This window comes from Pseudaeromonas pectinilytica (genome assembly GCF_054780855.1).
Map to the genome: position 1 here is coordinate 1 of NZ_BAAGVN010000110.1, position 15,868 is coordinate 15,868.

Consider the following 15,868-nt stretch of genomic DNA (forward strand, 5'->3'; position numbering starts at 1 on the left):
GCCATCGTGCAGTAACACCTGCTTGAACGCGCCGAGGGAGGCTGCTTTGAGTTGATGGTCGATACGCAAGGCGATGGCCCGCTCGACCAGGGCTTTCATAAACAGGGCAAAGCTCTCTTTGCGCAGCTGATTGTGAAACGGTTTGTAAGAAACCTGATGGGTGTTTACCAGTTGCAAGGCATTGAAATGGCGGTGTAAACCGGCAATGTCATTGACCTGGTCGCCTCCCATGGCCCGCAGCAGTGCAGGTACGAGCATGGCTGGGGTAATGGCACGCTGACGCAGACAAAACTTGCAGAGCCGAGCAATGCGCTCGAGTGCGGCGGGAGCCAAGAGTTGCTCCAGATAGTAATTAGCGTTGATAATAGTCATAGGCTTCGCGCGTGTTGATTTTGTTTGGCGATAAAATCAGATCACAAACGAAGCCTTTTTTATATCTATTTCAATTGGTTGCCGCTAAAGATCCTGTACATGAGTGAGGGTTATGGTGGCTATATGCTGGATATTGCTATTCAGATGACAGCCATATGGGGAAGATTACAGGCGCCTGAAATAACAGCAGAGTATGGAGTGACTACCACGGCTGGAGGTTGGCACGGGCTGATCCCCTCTCCCTTTGGGAGAGGGTTAGGGTGAGGGGAGCTGGCTGACCGGGTGTAGCAACCAGGCGGCATTACACCGCTGAATCTTCAGTTATTGAAATTCCACGCGATCGGCAGTTCGACGTCGAAGATAAGTGCATCCCCGTCGAGGCGAAAGGCCAGGCTGGTCTGGTGCTGGTCGTATTCGTTGATAATCAGGCAGCTCTCGGCGAAGTTGGACTCGTAGTTGATATGGGCCACTCCTTCACGGCCGTCAGCGAGTTCGATGCTGAGCACCCGCAGCGGGTTCTCCTGACTGAGGTTGACCCGGGTGTCCCCCACGTCCACCAGCCGTTCCAGCAGAGGGAAGAAATCTTGTCTGTGGGTCGTTATGGCCTGGGTGATGGCCTGCTCCAGCTCAGCCTGGGTGGCGAAGGGGCCGCCGAGTGGGTAGCGGGTCTGGATCCTTTCCTGAGTCATTGCGTTTCCTCCTGAACTGAGATGTGGCAACAGTTTGGCCGCTGCAGTGACCTGTCATGTACAGGATCTTTAGCTACAACCAATTGAAATAGATAGAAAAAAGGCTTCGTTTGTGATCTGATTTAATCGCAAAAAAAAACCGACACGCCCGAAGCCATGACTATTATCAATGCAACCCAGTACCTCAAGCAACTTCTTAGCTCTTCTGAACTCAACCGGATCGGNGGGTCGTCTCAGAAAACGGACAACAAAGCACGGTAAGCAAACCGGCATTGCCCTTAAGCTGTAGTCACATTGCGACTACAATAGAGCCTCTGAAACCTTCAAGGGAAATGACCATGAGCACCGCCGATACCTATGTCCGCGCTCGCATCGACACCAGCACCAAGGAGCGTGCCGCTGATGCGCTCGAAGCAATGGGGTTGTCCATCTCTGACGCCATCCGCTTGCTGATGCTGCGCATTGCTGATGAGCGCCGGATGCCCTTCGATGTGAAAGCCCCTAACGCCACCACGCGCAAGGCCATTGCCGAACTTGAGGCTGGGAAAGGCAAGCGTTTCGCCAGCGTTGATGACCTGATGGCAGACTTGCATGCGGACCCGACTTCAGGTTCAATGCCTTGAGGCAGAACTTTGAAGGAGATCACGATGAACCCGAGCGAAAAAGCAGTCCTGGCCGGCGGTTGTTTCTGGGGCATGCAGGACCTGGTGCGCAAGCTGCCTGGCGTGTTGCGCACCCGTGTGGGCTACAGCGGCGGCGATGTGCCCAACGCCACCTACCGCAACCACGGCACCCACGCCGAGGCGTTGGAGGTGGAGTTCGACCCCACGCAGACGAGCTTTCGCGACCTGCTGGAGTTCTTCTTCCAGATCCACGATCCGAGCACCCCGGGGCGCCAGGGCAATGACCGCGGCAGTTCCTACCGGTCGGCCATTTTCTACACCTCGGACGAGCAGCTGGCCACGGCGCAGCAGACCATTGCCGATGTGAATGCCTCGGGTTTGTGGCCGGGCAAGGTGGTCACCGAGCTCGCGCCCGCGGGGCCGTTCTGGGAGGCCGAGCCCGAGCATCAGGACTACCTGGTCAAGCACCCCAACGGCTACACCTGCCACTACCCCCGTGCGGGCTGGAAGCTGCCGCGACGCGAGATCGGCTGACGGCCAACGCTCAAGAACGGTGGGGGTCGGCGCGCCAGTGGGCGGGCCGACCCGGTGTGTCTGTTTTTTTCCTGAGGAGATGGTGATGCAATCCCGGTGCATTCAACAGGCGCCCGAGCTGCGGGTGCCGTGGTGGATCGACGGCGAAGGGCGCAGCATGGCACCGCTGAAGCTGTCCGATCTGGGCGACGGGTTCAAAGTGATCTTCTGCTTCCAGCACTGGTGTCCGGGCTGCCACAGCCATGGCTTTCCGACCCTGCAGAAGCTGATCAAGGCGTTGGGCGATCGCGGCTTCGCGTTTGCCGCGGTGCAGACCGTGTTCGAGGGCGCCGAGTCCAACACCTTCGAGCGCCTGCGCGAGACGCAGTTGCGCTACGGCTTGAACATTCCGTTCGGACACGACCCTGCGATCGGACGCGCGTCGTCGCTCATGGCGGACTACGGGACGCGCGGCACGCCGTGGTTTTTGGTGATCGATCCGCTGGACGAGGTGCTCTACAGCGACTTCGAGCTCGACGAGCGGCAGCTGATCGGGGCGTTCGGCGCTTCGAACGATGGTCTCAAGGCGGCCTGAAGTCATGCGTGCGTCCACACCAAAGGCCGTGTCGGAGCCGAAGACGCCGGGGACGGGCCCGGCGTTTCGGCTGCCGTTTGACAACAGCTTCTTCCGGGACATGCAGGGGTTCTATGTGCCTTGGAAGCCCGAGCCGTCCCCGGCCCCGGCCTGGGTGCAGTTCAACGACGCCCTGGCGCTGGAGCTGGGGCTGGAGCCGGCGACGCTGAAGTCTGCGACCGGTCTGGCGTGGCTGTCCGGCGTGGAAATGCCGGCTGAGGCGGCGCCGCTGGCGCAGGCCTACGCGGGACACCAGTTCGGCCAGTTCTCGCCACACTTGGGGGATGGCCGCGCCTTGCTGCTCGGGGAACTCATCGACACGGCAGGACAGCGTCGGGACCTGGCCCTCAAGGGGTCGGGCCGTACGCCGTTTTCGCGCCGTGGCGATGGCAAGGCGGCACTGGGCCCGGCGCTGCGCGAGTACCTCATGGGCGAGGCCATGCACGCGTTGGGCATTCCCACGACGCGTGCGCTGGCGGTGATCCGGACCGGTGAGCGGGTGAACCGCGAGGGCTCGCCCCCCGGGGCGATCTTGGTGCGCGTGGCGGCCAGCCACTTGCGGGTGGGCACTTTTGAGTTCTTCGCGGCGCGGGAGGAGGAGGTGATGCTTCGGCGGCTGCTCGACTATGCCGTGGCGCGGCATGACCCCGCCCTCGCCAAGCTTTCCGACAAGCCCATTCCGATGCTGGAGGCCGTCTGTGAGCGGCAGGCGCAGCTGATTGCACGCTGGATGGGCGTGGGCTTCATCCACGGGGTGATGAACACCGACAACATGAGCATTTCGGGCGAGACCATCGACTATGGTCCGTGTGCGTTCATGGAGGGTTTCGATCCGGCCACGGTGTTCAGCTCGATCGACCGTCAGGGGCGATATGCCTACGGCCAGCAGCCGGCCATGGCGCAATGGAACCTGGCCCGTCTGGCCGAAGCGTTGCTGCCGGTTCTGGACGCCCGCGATATCGACGTCGTGGAACGGGTGGAACAGGTGGTGGCCGGGTTTGCCGTGCGCTTTGACCGGCATTGGACCGGGCAGCTGCGCGCCAAGCTGGGCTTGGCCGCTGAAGAGCCGGACGACCGCGCCCTGGCGGACGACTTCCTGCAGCTGCTGCAGCGGGAAAAGGTGGACTTCACGCTGGCGTTCCGCCTCCTGTCCGACGCCATCACGGGGCCGGATGCCGCACTGCACGACCTGTTCGGACGGGAGCGCCCGGCGCTCTCGGACTGGCTGGCGCGCTGGCGCCAGCGCATGGCCCGGGAGGGAAGGACCTTGCAGGACTGCGCCGCAACGGCGTGGTCGGTCAATCCCTTCGTGATCCCGCGCAATCACCAGGTGGAGGCGGCGCTGTCGAGTGCCGTGGACGAGGCCGACCTCGGTCCGTTCGAGCGCCTGCTGGCGGTGCTGGGGCGGCCGTACGAGACGGTGGAGTCCGCGCGGCCATTCACGCTGCCGGCCTCGCCCGAAGTGGCCGCAGCCCACCGCACCTTCTGCGGCACCTGATTGGGGTACCCAACGATTTCTGAAAGGAGACTTCGCATGACCACAACGAAACAGGAACCCGGTGTCCTTGGCGAAGCGGCCGCTCCCCTGGGTGTGACCCGGTGGGTGGACGCGTCGGGCCAGGCGCTGGAACACTTCGACCTGGACCGCATGCCCGGCCGGTTCAAGCTCATCTTCTGTTTTCAGGACGCCTGCCCGGGGTGCCATGCGACCGGCTTTCCGGCGCTTGCCCGGGTGGTCGACGCGTTTCGGGGGAGCGACTTCGTCGGGTTCGCCGCAGTCCAGACCGTGTTCGAGGACTTCGGTTCGAACACCTGGGAGCGCATGCTGGCCAATCACTCCCGCTACGCGCTGGGCATTCCCTTCGGGCACGACGCCGGTGACGAACAGGACGGCGCGGGTTCGGAGCTGATGCGCCGCTACCGCAACGGCGGCACACCCTGGTTCATCCTGATCGATCCCGATGGCAGAGTGGTCTACAACCATTTCCGAATCGACGCCGACAAGCTCGTCACCTTTCTCAAGCGGCTGGAAAACGAACCGGCGGCACCGGAGCCTGGGCCCGACATGTTGACTTGGAAAGGAGTGATTCAACTGGTGGAAACGGGCAACCCGACGCCACCGCGCCGAGTTGAGCGCAGCGAAGCCGAGTGGGCCCAACAGCTGACGCCCGAGCAGTTCCGAATCACGCGGCTCAAGGGCACCGAACGGGCGCACAGCTCCTCGATGTGTACGCTGTTTTCGCCCGGGATCTACCGGTGCGTGTGCTGCGGCACTGAACTATTCGATGCGTCGACCAAATATGACAGCCGCAGCGGCTGGCCCAGCTTCACGCAGGCCATTGCCCCGGGTCTGGTGGGCTATCACGGAGACAACAGCCACGGCATGGTGCGGGTGGAGACGACGTGCAACGTCTGCGACGCCCACCTGGGTCACGTGTTTCCCGACGGACCCAAGCCCAGCGGTCTGCGCTACTGCATCAACGCCCTGGCACTGGAGAAAGCATGAGCAGCGAAAAGGTAGGCTTCGCTGGCAGCAGCCAGGGTCTGCTGGTGGGTGTCTTGGAACGCCCGGACCATGCACCGTTACAAGCCCTGGCGGTGTTTGCCCACTGCTTTACCTGCGGAAAGAACTCTCTCGCCGCGACCCGCATCAGCCGGGCGCTGGCTCAGCAGGGCATCGCCACGCTGCGCTTTGATTTCACCGGTCTGGGCGAGAGCGAAGGCGACTTCGGGCGCGGTGGCTTTTCGTCCAGCGTGGCGGACATTGTGGCGGCGGTGCACTGGATGCAGAGCACGATCGGCATGCCTGCACTGTTGGTCGGACACAGCCTGGGGGGGACGGCGGCCATCGCGGCGGCTGCCCGCCTCGACGGCATACGGGCGGTTTGCACGCTGGGCGCACCCGCGACGGCCGACCATGTGCTTCGTCACTTCGGTCCGACCAAGTCCGAAGAGGATGGGCAGATCCAGGTCGACCTGGGCGGCCGGGCGTTCAGGATCGCGCCGGCCTTCATTGAAGAGCTCCAGGCCCAAGCCCACGAGAACCCGGTCAAGGGGCTTCGCGCGGCCTTGCTGGTTATGCACGCGCCAAGTGACGCGGTGGTGGACATCGGCGAGGCACAGGACCTGTTCAAGGCGGCCAGACATCCTAAGAGTTTCATCAGCCTGGACGATGCGGACCATCTGCTCACGCGCCCGGCCGATGCGCAGTATGCGGCTGACCTGATTGGCGCCTGGGCCTCGCGGTTTCTGCCGATGCGAGCCGAGCGAAACGATGCGCCGTCGGACCTTCGTGCGGGCGAGGTGTGGGTGGGGGAGCACGATCACGCCTTCTGGCGATCGATGCGAGCAGGTCCGCACCACCTCGACGCCGATGAGCCCAAGGAAGTGGGTGGTGGCGAACGCGGGCCCGATCCTTATGAACTTCTGCTGATGTCGCTGGGCGCCTGCACGTCCATGACATTGCGCCAGTACGCCAAGCGAAAAGGCTATGCGCTCAAGGAGGGGTCGTCTCAGAAAACGGAAAATAAAGCACGCTAAGTGTGCACTGAGGCGGGAACGCTCATTGCAACGCCTTTGCTAAGGCTGATCCGATTCTGGACACCGCCTGGTTGCTTGCCGACATAGACGCTGCGGTTTGGGTGATGTAGATCGCCACAATGACGGCTGAACGCTTGGGCGGCCAGACAACGGCGATTATGGAACGTGATCCGTGACCACCTGCTCCCGACTTGTCCGCAATTTGCCAATCCCTCGGCAAGCCAGCGCGTAGCAAGGCATCGGCAACTTGATCCCCGAGCATCCATTGTGTCAGTTCGTTCCGAGCCGGAGCGGAGAGGACACCGTCGAGCAACAGTGTTTGCAGGCTCCGCGCTGCCGCAATTGGCGTTGTCGTGTCGCGTGCATCCCCCGGCGTGGCCTCGTTGAGTTCGGGTTCTCGCCGATCCAGGCGTGTCTTATCGTCACCGATAGACCGCATGAACGCGGTGAATGTCCGTGCCCCGCCGATTGCATCCAACGCCAAATTGGCCGCTGTGTTGTCACTGATACTGACGGCGGCCCTGCACAGCTCACGCAGGGTCAGCGTGCCGCCAGGTGGCACCCTTTCCGTCACGGGTGAGTATGTGACCAGCGCTGTGCGCTCGATCGGTATCGCCTGCTCCAGGTTCAGCTTGTGGCGGTCGGCCTGGGCCAGAACGGCCGCGCAGGAAAAGGCTTTATGCGTGCTGTTCAGCGGGAAGCGTTCGTCGCCACGATGCTGCCACGTCAGGCCGGAATCCGTATCGATCACCGCCACTCCGACCCTAGCCTGAAGCGTGGTCTCCTCTTGGGTTACAGCGAGGTCGAGGATTCCCGTATCCATGGCATATGCGGATGTGCAGATGAGGCCAACACATCCGAGTATCGCCACAGGGACAGAGAGAAAATGACATTGAAATTTCATAAGCATTAGATTTGTAGCGACGCCGGCACCCAGCGATACAGCGTCGGAATCGACACGCCGAGGTTCTTGGCCACGTCCCGCGGCGGCACGCCGCTAGCCAGCAGTTTCTTGGCCGACTCGATCTTACTGTCGGTCATCTTCGGCTTGCGGCCCCCTTTGCGGCCGAGTTGCTTGGCAACCGCCAGTCCGGCACGGGTGCGCTCGACGGTCAGCTCACGTTCCATCTCGGCAAGGCTGGCCATGACGTGGAAGAAGAAGCGCCCGGACGGCGTGCCGGTGTCGATGGAGTCGGTGAGGCTCCTGAACTGGACGCCTTGCTTGTGCAGCTCGCCGACCAGATCGACAAGTTGCTTGACCGAGCGGCCCAGCCGGTCGAGCTTCCAGACGACCAAGGTGTCGCCCTCACGCAGCATTTCGAGCGTTTTGCCCAAGCCCGGACGGTCTGCCCGTGTGCCGCTCACCTTATCCTCGAAGACCTTTTGGCATCCGGCCTTGGCCAAGGCTTCACGTTGCAGCTCAAGGTTCTGATCCTGCGTGGAAACGCGCGCATAACCGATTAGCATGGCTTGCCTTTTGCCCGGTCGATGCGTTCCTGCACCACCTGCATGGCTTCTTCGTGGGGGTAAGCCTTGACGGCGGGGTCGTTGGCATCCAGGCGCACGGCTGGCAGTTGCTTGAGCAATTCCGGTAGCCATTGCTGTACCGTCTCCCACACTACATCGAGGTTGATGTCGAAATAGCCGTGGGCCATGCGATTGCGCATATTGCGCATGCTGCGCCACGGCACGTCGGCATGCGCCTGGGTGAACTCGGCGTAGCCATCCATCACCTTCGTCGCAGCCTCGCCGATGACGATAAGGCTCATGATGACGGCCTGCTGGGTGCACTTGTCGGCCAAGAAGTCGTCCCTGGCCATCCCTTCCACGAAGCTGCGTGCATCGGTTGCGGCCTGCTGGATGTGGTCGAGGTAATCGGGCAGACGGTTCTCGCTCATACCGGCTGCGCCTCCGCGAGCACCTTGGCCCGGAACTTTGGCGGCAGGTCGCCAGGGGTCAGCAAATCGACGTCCACGCCGAGCAGCGATTTCAGTTCTTCTTCCAAATCGCCCAAGTCCAACAACGTGGCACCAGGCAAGGCATCGACCAGCAGGTCGAGGTCGCTGCCATCCCGGTCGGTGCCATGCAGAACCGAACCGAATACGCGCGGGTTCGCGGTGCGGAAGCGGCCTACTGCTTCACGCACCGCGCTTCGCTTCATGTCAAGCACAACGGACGGTCGCATGGGCATCCTTTCTTATCGAAACTCGTTGAGATGATATGCAATCAAGAATAGAATTTCAAGAACCATTTTCGAGAATCGCAATGCCTTGATTTCGCGTGCCGCGTGTCGTTTTCAGAAGGCGACTGCACGAAATATCAGGAGTCGGCTGCACTGCCAGAACTGGCCGCCTGCAAGGCAGCGTAGAGAGCGGTTTTTCCTACCTTGAGGCGTGCGGCGGCCTCGCGGACATTCAAGCCGTTGGCGACAAGCTCCCGCGCTCGTTGCAACTTGTCGGCAGTGACAACCGGCTTGCGTCCGCCTTTGCGCCCGCGTGCGGCGGCAGCGGTCAACCCGGCCTTGGTGCGCTCGCGGATCAGGTCGCGCTCGAACTGGCCCAGCGCACCGAACACATGGAAGATGAGCCGTCCGCCCGGCGTGGTGGTGTCGATGTTTTCAGTCAACGAGCGGAAGCCGACGCCCCGTGCTTCCAGCTTGCCGACCGTCTCAATCAGGTGCGGCAGGGAGCGGCCAAGCCGATCCAGCCGCCAGACGACCAGCACATCGCCATCGCGCAGATAAGCCAGCGCATCGGCCAAGCCGGGCCGGTCTGCCTTGGCCCCGGATGCCGTGTCCTCGAAAACCCGTTCGCAGCCTGCATTGCGCAGCGCATCCGTCTGCAAGGCGGTGTCCTGTTCCGCCGTCGATACCCGCGCATAGCCGATGAGTGCCATTTCCGCCCATTTGTCCGTTATACCGTCCGCCTATCTTATTGTCCGTCATCCCGTTGCGCAAGATGTTTTCGGACAGGCGTCCGGTTTGGCCGCCTAATGATCGTTTGGCGGACAAGGCGACTGGCATCAGCCGAACAGCTCGCTATGGGAGCCAAGCCGCGCCAGTCGCAGGGTGTCGGCGTCGGACTTGCGGTAGATCAGCAGCAGGTCGGGCTTGATGTGGCATTCGCGGTAGCCCGCCCAATCGCCGGAAAGATCGTGGTCGCGGTATCGCACATCCAGGGGCTGATCGGTCGCCAGCGCGACCAGAACCGGCTTGAGGTCATCATTCGTGCAGCGGACTCCTGATACTGTTCGTTCAATAGACGACTGCACAACAGCCTTCAAACCGCGTTGTCTGGTGCAGTCGTCTTCTGAAAATGACACTTTATGCCCGCTTCTCGGATGGCTGAGAAACCACCGTTTTTTGAACACTGATAGATAGCTATATAGCTATCAACCGCGCCCCACCATACTGGTGATGACACTAGGTTCGTTCTGGCCATGTTATGCAGGGCCACCCCAATACCTCGACAGACCCGCCTACTGGCGGGTCTGTCGTTTCTGGCCCATCCCCAGCAAAGCTAGCTAGATAGCTATCACAGCAGCGCCGTCAGGTACGGTAGCGCCTGCGCCGCAAGCACGCTACCTGCCGCGTTTTCCAACACGGCTTTGATGCTCTCTGCGGTCGCCTTGATGACGGCCCACTTCGGCTTTGGCGATGCAGCCTGAGCCTGCAATGTCGCCAGCTCTGCCTGCAATTCATCGCGCACCTCGGCTTCGATGCGTCCCTGCTGGATGGCATCGCGCAGCAGCTCAATCAAGGCTGACAACGCAGCCATGTCACCGCCTGTTTGAGTCTGGGTCTGGTTAGAGCTATTCGATCCGATCTGAATTTGGGAGCCGCTTACGTCTCCGAAGTGGTAATGCTGCTGCACAGTCTGCTTCTCCTGCTGAGTGAACGTCATGCCTTCCCCGAGCACGCCTTTAGCCTCCAGATCAAGCGCCCATTCGAGCACCCGACTCCGCACCTTCTCGATGACACCCTGCACCTGCACGGTGGAAAAAACGGGATCGGGCCATGAATCGGGTTTTCAGCCATCAACTGCCCCTGTACCCGACGATAGTCCGGCACTTCCCCTGAGTAGTAGCCGTTCAGTTCGCTGCTGATCCAATCGACCAGCTCAGGCACGGCCAGACGCCGCGCAACAACCAGCGCCCGGCGTAACAAGTCGCCGGGCGACACCGAGGCATCAATTGCCGCATTCACCAGTTCCGGGACAAGAGCAGGCATCCTTCCTCCAAATTCTTGATAGCTAGCTATATATCTAGCTCGTTATCATCCGTCATTTCGGGAGCAGTCGCACCGCTTTTGCACCCATCCTCTCTGATAGCTATCTAGCTAGCTATGAAGCTATGTGGCGGCATTGTGGTAACAAGGTGGAAGGCAACACCAAGCCACCATCCCGCCACGCAGTCACCACACAGGCAGCACCATCTGACCACCTTGTCACCACCTTCTAACCACCAAGCGCACACCATCCCAACACACTCTCACCACCATATTTAGATAGCTAGCTATCTTAAAAGATATATAGCTATCTCAAGATGAGGGCGTATATAGAGCAGAGTCCACGCTGAATCGCCCCCCTCACCAACCCGGCCCCTCAGGCTCGTCGGGGTGCATGTCAGGACGCGCCTGCTCTCGTTCAGCCGCGTCAAGCTGTCGCTGAAATGTCTCGGCCTCGGCTCGCGCTGCTGCGGTGGCCAGCTCGCGGGCCACGTCATCAACCGACCTGCCAGACCGCTCCGCAGCGTCAAGACGCTCAGTCACCGTGCCCTTGGCAATCTCAAGCTGTCCCATCAGCACCCCAGCCGACACACCCAGCTCGAACTGCCCGATCTGGAGCATGGCCCGCTCAAATTGAGGCCACCGCGGATCGCGCTCGCCAGTCATTCGAGCAGGGGAGCACACCCCACCGGAAGCCACTGACCGATACCGTGACCAGTCTGGCTTTGCCGTTGGCACTGGGACGGGCCTGCGGCGTTCGATCTCCACATTCAGCCGCTCTTGCAGCTCGGGGTTTGCAATCTGCACCCCCATCTCCGCAGCCAGCTCCAGCATCATCTGCTGATACTCAGGTGGCCCGCTGACCGTGACCCGCCCCCACTTCGCCTTCGCCAGTTGCAGCGCCGCCCGTGCCGCATCACGATCATTCGAGGCAGTCACGTCGATCCGCCGACCACAATCAACAAATGCAGGGCCTGCATCATCCAGTCGCCGGAATACAACCTGACGCCCACGCACCTCGGCCACGAACGCCCGGATGTCCCGAGGGGGCAGGGCAGGGGTGTCCGCATCGCCGACCAGCAGCGCCTGATCGCTATTTCGATGTCGCCAAAGTTCGGCCAGTCCTAGCTCATCCAGTCGCCGATACCAGTCCTCCACGCCGGGAAAAGCTGGCAACCGTTTCCGCAGCCGGTGACGCTCGCCACTCTGCCGCTGGATCAGCTCATCCCGCTCGGCCAGCCACTCAGCGCGTGCAACAGCGCCCAAGGCATACCGATTCCTGCCCGCATGGCCAGCCAGCAGTGCATCGCGCCGCACTTCGTAGCGTGACCACGCCGCCTCTTGCTCCAACCGATGACGCTCGCGCAGTGCTGCCGTTTCCTGTTTCCGCTCCCGCTCGTACTGCCGCCGCTCGCGCATGTAGTCGCTCATGCGAGGGGCATCCGGCTTGAGTGGCTCCAACTCCCGCTCTGAAATCACCATCCCTTCGGGAGCAGGATCATATGCACCCAGACGCTTCTCCAACTTAGGCAAGGATGACTTTCGGCAGGCTTGGCTGGCCTTGACGGGCGTGTCTCCAACCCAGATCAATGCACCGCTCCCTTCGCGCTCGAAGCGGCACCCCACGGCGGCCAGCTCCGCGTGCAACTGCGCCCAACTCGATGCCGACCGCAAGATCGGCCCGGCAACCTCTTTGGCGGTACGCTCGGCGCTCTGCACGCCTGTGCGAGTTTCGATGTCGATGGCTCGCTGGCTGATCGCGACATTTTCACGTGCCCGAGAGGCGGGGAGGGCGCTACGCAATGCCACGCGCTCCGCCTTCTGCTGCGTTTTCTGCGCCAACTGCTCAGCAAGCTGGCGTGTTCTCAGCTCATCGAGCGCCGCCTGCCGCTGCGCCTTCGTAGCTTCAACAGCCTCCAACTCTCGCCGCTCACGCTCATGCCGTCGCCGCAGCTCTTTACGGTCATCGGTTTGCCGCCGTCTGAGTGCCAAATCAGCCGACCAGCCCGCATCCGGCACAGCCTCACCGTTCTCGCCTCGGTAGGCCAGCGTGCCGTCTGGAAGTACCGTGTATCGAGCATTTTTCTCGGACTTCCAGCCTTGCGCGTGCTCGATCAATGCAATCGCCCGATGCTCCGCTTCCCTCGAGAAGCCACCGTTGATCTTGATGCACTCCAGTCGCTCAGGGTGCATCCGGTTGACTGCTATGTGCAGGTGGTAGTTATCAGTGTCCTCGTGCAGACCATAGATAATCTGACAATCGCTCAACCCAAGTTCCCTGAGCCAGATCGTTATCATCTCCTCGACCTGCTCAGGTGTCGGCTTCTCACCCTCCCGCAAGCTCAGAACAAAATGCTCCACAGTGTTCTTGCTTCGCGTGGCATCTTCCGAAAGTGCGATCATCTCGCCAAGCTGCATCGACCGTTCAGCAGTGATGAACCCGCGTGCGCCGTGATAGACGCATTTCTCCGTCGCGCTCTCAGTCTGTGGATTGAGGATGTACTCGACCAGCTTGATAATGCGACGATGCTTCGCGGCCTTCGCATCTGGGTTACGAATGTGCTTTGAGATCATGTCCCAGCCTCTTGAAGAGCGCCGCCAGTACACTCCGCGTCGTATAAATCTCTGGGTAGTCCCGACTACGATGCTCTGCGAGGAAATGTTGCAACATCGCCATCAGCGACCGGATACGCCGCTGCATCACGCGATTTATGTTCGCAGACACCGGGCGACCGAATATCCGACGTCGAACGAGTGCGCCGGGTGTAATACCCGCCATCTCCGCATCCAACGCAAGTTGGTATTTTTCTGTGGGCAGAAGACGCAACGTCACAATAGCTTCCAGTGCCACGCCATCTGACTTTCCAACGAACTCGACAACATCAGCGGCGCGATCATACCGGACGCGGATCGGCTTGATCTTTCCGGCCAGCGTCCGAGCGAACTTTTGCAGATCAACAATGGCCTCCGCGAGAGGTGGGAAGTAGGGTGACTGGCTTGCACCGGCAGAATCCCATGCGGAGCGAACTACAGCACCAAGCCGGATCAACTCTGCAACCAGATCACGATTCACATCACTGACAACGGCAGCGCCGAAGTACAGATCACGGACAAGGGCGCTCATGCTGACACCACGTGCATCCGCCTCGGCATGCAGCGCATCGCGCTCATCTGGCTGTAACCGCAGCGTGAGCTTTGCTGTAAGCGGCTCATCGCCAATGCAAACGAACGGCACCCTTGCGACCCCCTTGAAAACTGCTTGATAGCAAGCTGCAAACGCCACCCCCGGCGCGAGGGGGCAGGACGAAAGAGCCATCTTGTGAGAAGCGCAGCGCCGAACAAGTGGCGTCCATTGAATGATACAGGTCGGGGCGCGAGGCGTTCCGGCATGTGTCATACAATGGCCGTCCTGCATGTCTGCTTACAGCCATGATTCTGCTATCATAGCGCGTTGCCTCTGAACACGCAAAAGCGTATGATGTCAAGCGAGTTTTGTTGATTACAGGAATGGAGCAAGCACATGGCCACACTCACCGTTGAGCATGTCGAGCAGATCAGCGCAAAACTGAAAGAACTACCTGCCGTTGAGAACAAGAAACGCCCGGTCAGCAAGCAAGAGGCCATTAAGCTGCTTGCAAAGGACATCAAAGCAATGCAGGCCCGTGGCTATACTCTGGAGCAGGTCAGCGAGCAGCTAAAGCAGCTTGGTGTATCTCTGGCAACACCAACGCTGCGCAGCTACCTGAAGAGAGCTGGAAGCGGAACGGCAACACGCAAGAAAGGCCGCGAAGCGGGTAGTGCAACGGCTATCGAAGATCAGCAACAGCCTGCTCAGCCATCGGCATAGGTGCATGAAGAGGGTAGATGCGTGGCAACAAGTAAGGGAACAGAAACAGAGAGGAAAGTAATCAAGGAAGCAATCGTATTGCCTCTTGAACTACCCATATGGGTAACGAAGAATCCTCTCACTGAGCCAGCTAAAAAGAAACCGATGACGTTCGTCGAGCGACTGAAACGATGGATGCAACGATGAACGATCTACAGCGAGCCGCCGCCAGAGCACGCCCAGCACTTGCCGTCCTGTCTACTGAGCTTGGTGAGCCGTCACCGGATGCGGCACGGGCGCTGGTAGTCCTCGGGCAGATGCTGGACGACATCGAGGTCGGGCGGCATCCACTTGACCGTCCTGATGACTGGCCTCAGCGAAACCAGTGGCCGGATCGTCCTCACTGGGACAGGTGGCGGTGGGCGATCAAGGCGCTTGCCGATGCCTGTGGCGCAACGACATATTGCAGCCCCAAGTACCACTATATGAAAGTCGATGTCCGGCAAGCACGATCCGACGCGCTGACCGTGGCGCTAGATGACATCGGATGCCTGATCGAGCTGGCGAGCGACAGAGGCTGACAGATGGCAATCGACAAACTCAACAGCCTGCAATTCCTATTTTTGCGGGCTGACTACTTCCAAGAATTTGGCGACAGCGATTGCTGCGGTGGACATGGCCGACGACTGCCCGCGATCAGTATTTTTTTCAGCACGAGGGCCGAGACGTTATCTCGCGGGCGGGCTGGGAGGCGTTTGTGCGGTGGGTCTGCCGTGCGCTGGATCGACAGCTAGGGGCAGAGGGCGAGGCAACCGGCACCATCGACGGCTTTATCCATGCCCTCGACGGCAAGGCTAAATCGGGGACACCCGTGTCGATTGAGGACATGGGAAAGATAGCGGCGGCAGGCTGGGCGGGGAAGCTAGAGTCAGTCCGGCTTTCCGGCAATCCGCTGGAATCGTTGGCGGGCATCGACGAGATCATCACCCGTGGCGACCACGAGGCATTTGCCGGGCTGCTGCACGCCATCATCGAGCAGCCGGACGGCCCCATCGCGGAACGGGTGCGCACACTCTATGAGCGTGTCCAGCATCGCGCAGCCGATCCAAAGCTTGCGGCGTGGCCGCACTATCAGGCGGCCTACTGGCTGGCCGTTGCAATGGGCCAGTTTCGCACCACTCGAGAGGACAAGGCATGATTCGGCCAACTGGCATTTGTTTGCGTTTCATCGCAATCATCCTGACCGCGCACGCTCAATGAGGGGACGTCTCAGAAAACGGAAAATAAAGCACGTTAAGCCCATTGCAGACTCTAGATATTGACGAGTACGTCGGGTTTTCTCTTGTTTGAGTTGCCTCTTGTAGTAAGATAGTAATTAATTACTATCTTACAGGGAGTGCTCGTGGACACCCATCCAAAGCATCTGCCGGCCGATGAACGTCGTGC

General features: G+C 60.8%; 20 protein-coding genes and 1 pseudogene. 9 read left to right on the top strand and 12 right to left on the bottom strand.

Annotated features, from left to right (window positions below; translation table 11 throughout):
• A pseudogene (locus tag ACYVG7_RS08195) lies at positions 1–372 on the bottom strand (IS4 family transposase); the annotation flags it as partial.
• A 317-nt stretch (positions 373–689) separates the two neighbouring features.
• Positions 690–1,061: a hypothetical protein gene (locus ACYVG7_RS08200; RefSeq protein WP_004099020.1), complete on the bottom strand. Its 372-nt coding sequence runs from the start codon at positions 1,059–1,061 to the stop codon at positions 690–692.
• Positions 1,062–1,399: 338 nt separating this feature from the next.
• Between ACYVG7_RS08200 and ACYVG7_RS08205 the strand changes: the two genes are divergently transcribed.
• From ACYVG7_RS08205 to ACYVG7_RS08230, 6 genes are all read left to right on the top strand, one after another.
• Positions 1,400–1,684, top strand: a complete 285-nt coding sequence (locus tag ACYVG7_RS08205) for a type II toxin-antitoxin system RelB/DinJ family antitoxin (RefSeq protein ID WP_043006371.1) — start codon at positions 1,400–1,402, stop codon at positions 1,682–1,684.
• A gap of 24 nt (positions 1,685–1,708) precedes the next feature.
• A complete protein-coding gene (msrA, locus tag ACYVG7_RS08210; RefSeq protein WP_008652077.1) occupies positions 1,709–2,218 on the top strand; it encodes a peptide-methionine (S)-S-oxide reductase MsrA in 510 nt (169 codons plus the stop codon).
• 85 nt (positions 2,219–2,303) lie between these two features.
• Positions 2,304–2,792: a peroxiredoxin family protein gene (locus ACYVG7_RS08215; RefSeq protein ID WP_034053978.1), complete on the top strand. Its 489-nt coding sequence runs from the start codon at positions 2,304–2,306 to the stop codon at positions 2,790–2,792.
• A gap of 4 nt (positions 2,793–2,796) precedes the next feature.
• On the top strand, positions 2,797–4,329 hold the full coding sequence (locus tag ACYVG7_RS08220) for a protein adenylyltransferase SelO (RefSeq protein ID WP_074423286.1): 1,533 nt from the start codon (positions 2,797–2,799) through the stop codon (positions 4,327–4,329).
• Positions 4,330–4,365: 36 nt separating this feature from the next.
• Positions 4,366–5,337 carry a peptide-methionine (R)-S-oxide reductase MsrB gene (gene msrB / locus ACYVG7_RS08225; protein WP_232092421.1) on the top strand — a complete coding sequence of 324 codons (972 nt, stop codon included), beginning with the start codon at positions 4,366–4,368 and terminating at the stop codon, positions 5,335–5,337.
• A complete protein-coding gene (locus ACYVG7_RS08230) occupies positions 5,334–6,371 on the top strand; it encodes a bifunctional alpha/beta hydrolase/OsmC family protein (RefSeq protein ID WP_182928084.1) in 1,038 nt (345 codons plus the stop codon). The genes msrB and ACYVG7_RS08230 overlap by 4 nt, the downstream gene beginning before the upstream one ends.
• Before the next feature lie 22 nt (positions 6,372–6,393).
• On the opposite strand, the gene bla is transcribed toward ACYVG7_RS08230, so the two are convergent.
• The 10 genes from bla to ACYVG7_RS08280 form a co-directional block, all read right to left on the bottom strand.
• Positions 6,394–7,275: a class A beta-lactamase gene (bla, locus tag ACYVG7_RS08235; RefSeq protein WP_011270171.1), complete on the bottom strand. Its 882-nt coding sequence runs from the start codon at positions 7,273–7,275 to the stop codon at positions 6,394–6,396.
• A gap of 5 nt (positions 7,276–7,280) precedes the next feature.
• Positions 7,281–7,838, bottom strand: coding sequence for a recombinase family protein (locus ACYVG7_RS08240; protein ID WP_011270169.1), 558 nt, complete (start codon positions 7,836–7,838; stop codon positions 7,281–7,283).
• On the bottom strand, positions 7,832–8,269 hold the full coding sequence (locus ACYVG7_RS08245) for a HepT-like ribonuclease domain-containing protein (RefSeq protein WP_011270168.1): 438 nt from the start codon (positions 8,267–8,269) through the stop codon (positions 7,832–7,834). The genes ACYVG7_RS08240 and ACYVG7_RS08245 overlap by 7 nt, the downstream gene beginning before the upstream one ends.
• Positions 8,266–8,556, bottom strand: a complete 291-nt coding sequence (locus tag ACYVG7_RS08250) for a nucleotidyltransferase family protein (RefSeq protein ID WP_008932166.1) — start codon at positions 8,554–8,556, stop codon at positions 8,266–8,268. Before ACYVG7_RS08250 ends, ACYVG7_RS08245 begins: the two co-directional genes overlap by 4 nt.
• A 134-nt stretch (positions 8,557–8,690) precedes the next feature.
• Positions 8,691–9,266, bottom strand: a complete 576-nt coding sequence (locus tag ACYVG7_RS08255) for a recombinase family protein (RefSeq protein WP_001173919.1) — start codon at positions 9,264–9,266, stop codon at positions 8,691–8,693.
• Positions 9,267–9,392: 126 nt separating this feature from the next.
• Positions 9,393–9,692, bottom strand: a complete 300-nt coding sequence (locus tag ACYVG7_RS08260) for a type II toxin-antitoxin system YafQ family toxin (protein WP_196240184.1) — start codon at positions 9,690–9,692, stop codon at positions 9,393–9,395.
• A gap of 212 nt (positions 9,693–9,904) precedes the next feature.
• Entirely contained in the window at positions 9,905–10,363 is a 459-nt protein-coding gene (locus tag ACYVG7_RS08265) for an AbiTii domain-containing protein (protein WP_414627598.1), read from the bottom strand.
• Entirely contained in the window at positions 10,270–10,599 is a 330-nt protein-coding gene (locus tag ACYVG7_RS08270; protein ID WP_275124728.1) for an AbiTii domain-containing protein, read from the bottom strand. Before ACYVG7_RS08270 ends, ACYVG7_RS08265 begins: the two co-directional genes overlap by 94 nt.
• 357 nt (positions 10,600–10,956) lie before the next feature.
• Complete coding sequence (locus ACYVG7_RS08275) at positions 10,957–13,170, bottom strand: relaxase/mobilization nuclease domain-containing protein (protein WP_460882692.1); 2,214 nt, start codon at positions 13,168–13,170, stop codon at positions 10,957–10,959.
• Positions 13,148–13,993, bottom strand: a complete 846-nt coding sequence (locus ACYVG7_RS08280; RefSeq protein ID WP_460882693.1) for a ribbon-helix-helix domain-containing protein — start codon at positions 13,991–13,993, stop codon at positions 13,148–13,150. The genes ACYVG7_RS08275 and ACYVG7_RS08280 overlap by 23 nt, the downstream gene beginning before the upstream one ends.
• 123 nt (positions 13,994–14,116) lie before the next feature.
• Here ACYVG7_RS08280 and ACYVG7_RS08285 point away from each other — a divergent pair, with 123 nt between their 5' ends.
• From ACYVG7_RS08285 to ACYVG7_RS08295, 3 genes are all read left to right on the top strand, one after another.
• Positions 14,117–14,443, top strand: coding sequence for a hypothetical protein (locus ACYVG7_RS08285; protein ID WP_011222072.1), 327 nt, complete (start codon positions 14,117–14,119; stop codon positions 14,441–14,443).
• Between the two features lie 182 nt (positions 14,444–14,625).
• Entirely contained in the window at positions 14,626–15,003 is a 378-nt protein-coding gene (locus ACYVG7_RS08290) for a hypothetical protein (RefSeq protein ID WP_244776941.1), read from the top strand.
• An 80-nt stretch (positions 15,004–15,083) separates the two neighbouring features.
• The gene (locus ACYVG7_RS08295) at positions 15,084–15,620 is read left to right on the top strand and encodes a hypothetical protein (RefSeq protein WP_194857276.1); all 537 of its coding nucleotides are present in this window, start codon (positions 15,084–15,086) and stop codon (positions 15,618–15,620) included.
• The last annotated feature ends 248 nt before the right edge of the window (positions 15,621–15,868 follow it).

Bases quoted from the DNA above. Each gene is read 5' to 3' on its own strand.
- ACYVG7_RS08200 (WP_004099020.1), bottom strand. From the start codon at position 1,061: ATGACTCAGGAAAGGATCCAGACCCGCTACCCACTCGGCGGCCCCTTC.
- ACYVG7_RS08205 (WP_043006371.1), top strand. From the start codon at position 1,400: ATGAGCACCGCCGATACCTATGTCCGCGCTCGCATCGACACCAGCACC.
- msrA (WP_008652077.1), top strand. From the start codon at position 1,709: ATGAACCCGAGCGAAAAAGCAGTCCTGGCCGGCGGTTGTTTCTGGGGC.
- ACYVG7_RS08215 (WP_034053978.1), top strand. From the start codon at position 2,304: ATGCAATCCCGGTGCATTCAACAGGCGCCCGAGCTGCGGGTGCCGTGG.
- ACYVG7_RS08220 (WP_074423286.1), top strand. From the start codon at position 2,797: ATGCGTGCGTCCACACCAAAGGCCGTGTCGGAGCCGAAGACGCCGGGG.
- msrB (WP_232092421.1), top strand. From the start codon at position 4,366: ATGACCACAACGAAACAGGAACCCGGTGTCCTTGGCGAAGCGGCCGCT.
- ACYVG7_RS08230 (WP_182928084.1), top strand. From the start codon at position 5,334: ATGAGCAGCGAAAAGGTAGGCTTCGCTGGCAGCAGCCAGGGTCTGCTG.
- bla (WP_011270171.1), bottom strand. From the start codon at position 7,275: ATGAAATTTCAATGTCATTTTCTCTCTGTCCCTGTGGCGATACTCGGA.
- ACYVG7_RS08240 (WP_011270169.1), bottom strand. From the start codon at position 7,838: ATGCTAATCGGTTATGCGCGCGTTTCCACGCAGGATCAGAACCTTGAG.
- ACYVG7_RS08245 (WP_011270168.1), bottom strand. From the start codon at position 8,269: ATGAGCGAGAACCGTCTGCCCGATTACCTCGACCACATCCAGCAGGCC.
- ACYVG7_RS08250 (WP_008932166.1), bottom strand. From the start codon at position 8,556: ATGCGACCGTCCGTTGTGCTTGACATGAAGCGAAGCGCGGTGCGTGAA.
- ACYVG7_RS08255 (WP_001173919.1), bottom strand. From the start codon at position 9,266: ATGGCACTCATCGGCTATGCGCGGGTATCGACGGCGGAACAGGACACC.
- ACYVG7_RS08270 (WP_275124728.1), bottom strand. From the start codon at position 10,599: ATGCCTGCTCTTGTCCCGGAACTGGTGAATGCGGCAATTGATGCCTCG.
- ACYVG7_RS08275 (WP_460882692.1), bottom strand. From the start codon at position 13,170: ATGATCTCAAAGCACATTCGTAACCCAGATGCGAAGGCCGCGAAGCAT.
- ACYVG7_RS08280 (WP_460882693.1), bottom strand. From the start codon at position 13,993: ATGACACATGCCGGAACGCCTCGCGCCCCGACCTGTATCATTCAATGG.
- ACYVG7_RS08285 (WP_011222072.1), top strand. From the start codon at position 14,117: ATGGCCACACTCACCGTTGAGCATGTCGAGCAGATCAGCGCAAAACTG.
- ACYVG7_RS08290 (WP_244776941.1), top strand. From the start codon at position 14,626: ATGAACGATCTACAGCGAGCCGCCGCCAGAGCACGCCCAGCACTTGCC.